A 4,454-nucleotide genomic window follows, 5' to 3' on the forward strand; every position below is an offset into this window, starting at 1 on the left:
AAGTTCAAAATGAGGCGTTGGTTGCTTAGCGTAATTAAATACGATAAAGGACGCATTTCATTATAGTGATGAGTCTAACTAATAGATAGTGGTACGTCGACTGCTCTATGTAATTTAACTAACATTCGGTTAATTAGTTATGAAATTTATAGATAGATTTAAATACGCACTTCTTAAAGCGATTGACTTAAGTGGCATGACATTTTTGTCACCTGTTGTTCGTTTATGTTACGGGGAAGATCCCAAGCTTCAATTACAAAAAATTGGTCAGTGGATTATCGTTCCGGCTGTGGGGGTTATTGCATTTTTGTTTTTATGGCATGTGACATCAGGAGGTATCAAAACCAAGTCAGGAACATTGCCTAACCCAGAACAAACATGGCTTGGATATAAGTCCATCAATGCCCATGCTGAACGCGAGCAACTCAAAATGGAGGCTTACGATATTATGGGTGATGAACGAGATGAGATGTTAGCCGATGCAAAACACCAGCTTTCCTTGCTCGCGTCCCGTGTGACTCATTCAAATACAGAGGTTACTAAGGCAAAATATGCGATTGAACAACAAGCCAAAGTACTCATCGAACCGCTCGATAGAGAATATAACGAGATGAAATCTAAGTTCAAATCAGCTGCAATGGAGCGCAAGGATTCGCTATTACTTGCAGCTGAATCTTTACCTCGTGGAGATGTAGAAGCTTACGAATCATTCTTAGCCGATGTCAAAGCTGCAGAAGTGCAGAATGATGCAGATAAAGATGTGTTGAGTTTATTAAAAAAGGAAATCGACAAGATCCGTGAGGTGAAATCACCAGATGTTGCAAATGCATTGATCGAGCAAACATTAGCTGCGGAAGAGCAGCAGTTTTTGATGAAGAAAATCGAATTACTGAGTGATCGTAACCGTTCAATACAAGTGGGAGTTACGACCGGTAAAATAGTCGATCACAAAAATGATTTCCTATCACTTACAGGTAAGGAGGCTTACGCTAAGGCTCGCACAATTGCCCGAGAGCAATCCCGTTTGAGTAAACTGGAGAGTTCCTCCTATGCTATGCCTGCAACTATTTGGTACCAGGTGAAGCGTTCGGTATTATGTGTTTTTACCGGTTTCCTCATTGGCACTGCGATAGCGATACCTGTGGGTATCCTCTGTGGCTTGAACTCAACATTCATGGCCGCAATGACGCCATTCATTGCTATATTCAAACCTGTTTCACCAATCGTATGGTTACCTATCGCTCTGATTGTTGTCAGTGGTTTAATTCCAGATCCAGATAATAACCCATTCATCGTGTTTCTATGGGATCTACCACTTGTTGGAGTTTATAAAATAAACCCAGCATTCATAGCTTCTGCTTTGACTGTGGCCTTGTGCTCGCTGTGGGCAACGTTGGCGAATACGGCACTGGGCGTGGCATCTATTGATAAAGATTACATGAATGTAGCCCGAGTTTTGAAGCTCGGTTTCTTTGCTCGACTCTTTAAAATCGTAATTCCTTCTGCTCTACCACTCATATTTGCAGGCTTACGTATCTCACTTGGAGTAGGCTGGATGGTGTTGATTGCAGCTGAGTTACTCTCATCCTCTGAAGGTATAGGCAAGTTTGTCTGGGATCAGTTCAATAATGGTGCTTCAGATTCACTGGCTAAGATGATGGTTGTTGTGTTCCTTGTAGGCGTCATTGGTCTTATTTTAGATAGAATTATGATCTTATTCCAACGCTTAGTCACATTCGAGGGAAGTGTGAGCGTGTAACCAATTTCAACTAAATACTACTATGGCAATTTTAGAAATAAATGATGCGTCTGTAAGCTTTGGGCCAATTTCAAGCCGCTACGAAGTACTCCAAGATTTAAACCTCAAAGTTGAAGAAAATGAATTTGTGGCAATCATTGGTTTTTCGGGGTCCGGAAAATCGACATTGATGTCACTGTTGGCAGGCCTGCAAAATGCAACCAGTGGCGAAGTTTTATTCAAACAGAAACAGATAGCAGAACCTGGCCCTGATTTGGGGATGATGTTTCAGAATTATTCCTTACTTCCGTGGTTGAGCGTGCTGGATAATGTGAAGATTGCGATCAATGCAGTTCAACCAAAGCTTAGTAAACCTGAACTAGAGGAAAAAGCGAAACACTATGTTGAAATGGTGAAGTTGGATCACGCTGTAGATAAAAAGCCCCAAGAACTCTCTGGGGGAATGCGTCAACGCGCATCCCTTGCCCGGACCTTGTCATTGGACCCAGAGGTACTTTTATTGGATGAACCGCTATCAGCTCTGGATGCGCTCACACGTTCGGAGTTACAGGATCAGATTCTAAATATTTGGGAAAAGGATAAAAGAACCGTGGTTATGATCACCAATGATGTAGACGAAGCTGTGCTCATGGCCGACAGAATAATACCACTCACAATGGGGCCATCAGCAACTCTCTCAGATGAATTCAAGGTCAATATGGAGCGACCACGTAATAGACACACACTCAACGACCACCCTGAGTTCATGAGGCTTAAATCTGAAATTACTGCTTTCATGCTAGGCCTCAATCAAGAAAGTAAAAAATGCACTGGTGCTACTATACCAATGCCAAAGGTTATACCGAAAAACTTTTCTCCGCCAGTCATGGCTCCCACGTTTAAACAAAATCCAGTGACTATTAAAAAACCAAATAATGTAGCATAATTATGAACGAAAATTCAAAATTTGTTGAGATCTCAAACTTGATCAAAGAATATCCTAATCCCTATGGTGATCCATTTCGCGTAGTAGAAGACTTTAATCTGAAAATCAAAGAAGGAGAGTTCATTTCACTGATTGGTCACTCTGGATGCGGTAAGTCCACTGTGCTCACAATGTTGGCCGGACTGAATGAGATATCTGGTGGTGGTATTATTGTAGGTGATAGGGAAATTGATGGGCCTGGCCCAGATAGATCAGTGGTCTTTCAGTCGCCGTGTTTGATGCCTTGGTTAAATGCATTTGGTAATGTGATGCTCGGGGTTAAGAATATCTATCCGCATGTAAATAAGGCTACTCAGACACAGATCGTAGAGCATTCTCTTTCAGTAGTAGGGCTTGGGGATTCTATGAAGAAATACCCAAAAGAACTTTCTGGAGGAATGCAGCAACGGGTGGGAATTGCGCGTGCTATTGCTCTACAGCCAAAGGTTCTTTTATTAGACGAACCCTTTGGTCGGTTGGATTCTTTGACTAGAATGGAACTCCAAGATGTAATCATTGATGTACTTCAGCGTGAAAAACTGACAGCTATGATTGTCACTCATGACGTAGACGAGGCGGTTTTCATGGCTGACCGCTGTGTAATGATGTCTAATGGACCTCGGGCAGGGTTGGGAGAAATCCTCCAAATCGATTTCCCTAGGCCACGTGACCGGCGTGAAGTTTTCACTGATCCTAAATTCTTTGGTTATCGCGAGCACCTGCTCGCGTTCCTAGAGCAACGGTCACATATCAAAGGTGATACAAGGGTGTTCAATGATGGTAATATGATGGGCTTTCTGGAGAAAGAACAGGTCCAGAATCTGGAAGATGCTCATATGAGTGTCGCTTAATATAGTAACTCAAGTAGGTGGCTCCCATTCTGTTGATGAATTTAGTTCATCAACAGAATGATTCATAGTTGGGCGTTCTGAATAATGATTGGCACGGTCAATGCTTAGTCACTGTTGTGAATAACGAAAAACTAAATGTTCTAAATCTGAAGAACCCAAGCATTCGCACGCTGCATATCTCTTGGGTTGCATTTTTCATTAGCTTCGTAGTGTGGTTCAACCATGCTCCTCTGGGTGCTGTGATCTCAGAAGCTTTCAATCTAACAAAATCGCAGTGGAAGGCTCTCCTCATCCTCAATGTGGCATTGACGATACCATCTAGGGTGATTGTCGGAATGCTTGTAGATAAACTGGGGCCTAGAAAGACATTCTCCACTCTACTCATTACATCCGGTATACTGTGTGCTTTGTTTGCATCAGCTCAAACATATGAACAATTAGCCATAGCACGCTTTGCCATGGGATTTGTGGGTGCAGGGTTTGTGATAGGAATTCGCATGGTTGGTGAGTGGTTTCCAGCGCGTCAAGTCGGGCTGGCTGAGGGCATATATGGTGGCTGGGGTAACTTTGGATCCGCTGCGGCTGCAATGAGTCTGCCAACTATAGCAACTCTCTTTGGTGGTGAAAATGGCTGGAGATATTCACTCTATTGCACTGCTGTGATTGCCTTTGCTTATGGAATATTTTTTTACATCGTAGCTCGTGATACTCCGAAAGGCTCCACCTACTTTAAGCCTAAGAAAAATGGCGGTATGGAGGTCAGTACTCGACGGGATTTCTATTTTCTCATAGTGATGACGATTCCGATGTACGCCGCGCTTGCTGTCCTCGCTTGGAAGCTATCTCCAACTAATATAAACCTTCTAAGCCAGTCAGCCGT

The 4,454-nt window shown here is 42.9% G+C and carries 4 protein-coding genes; all 4 read left to right on the forward strand.

The features are described 5' to 3' along the window. The first annotated feature begins 139 nt into the window (after positions 1 to 139). Positions 140 to 1,759 carry an ABC transporter permease gene (locus ABGY95_RS09310; RefSeq protein WP_347441403.1) on the forward strand — a complete coding sequence of 540 codons (1,620 nt, stop codon included), beginning with the start codon at positions 140 to 142 and terminating at the stop codon, positions 1,757 to 1,759. A gap of 22 nt (positions 1,760 to 1,781) precedes the next feature. After that, the gene (locus tag ABGY95_RS09315; protein ID WP_347441404.1) at positions 1,782 to 2,684 is read left to right on the forward strand and encodes an ABC transporter ATP-binding protein; all 903 of its coding nucleotides are present in this window, start codon (positions 1,782 to 1,784) and stop codon (positions 2,682 to 2,684) included. 2 nt (positions 2,685 to 2,686) lie between these two features. Continuing rightward, positions 2,687 to 3,574 carry an ABC transporter ATP-binding protein gene (locus ABGY95_RS09320; protein ID WP_347441405.1) on the forward strand — a complete coding sequence of 296 codons (888 nt, stop codon included), beginning with the start codon at positions 2,687 to 2,689 and terminating at the stop codon, positions 3,572 to 3,574. 116 nt (positions 3,575 to 3,690) lie between these two features. Beyond that, the coding region (locus tag ABGY95_RS09325; RefSeq protein WP_347441406.1) for an MFS transporter at positions 3,691 to 4,454 on the forward strand (764 nt) is incomplete at its 3' end.

Source organism: Rubritalea sp. (genome assembly GCF_039830215.1).
GTDB lineage: Bacteria > Verrucomicrobiota > Verrucomicrobiia > Verrucomicrobiales > Akkermansiaceae > Rubritalea.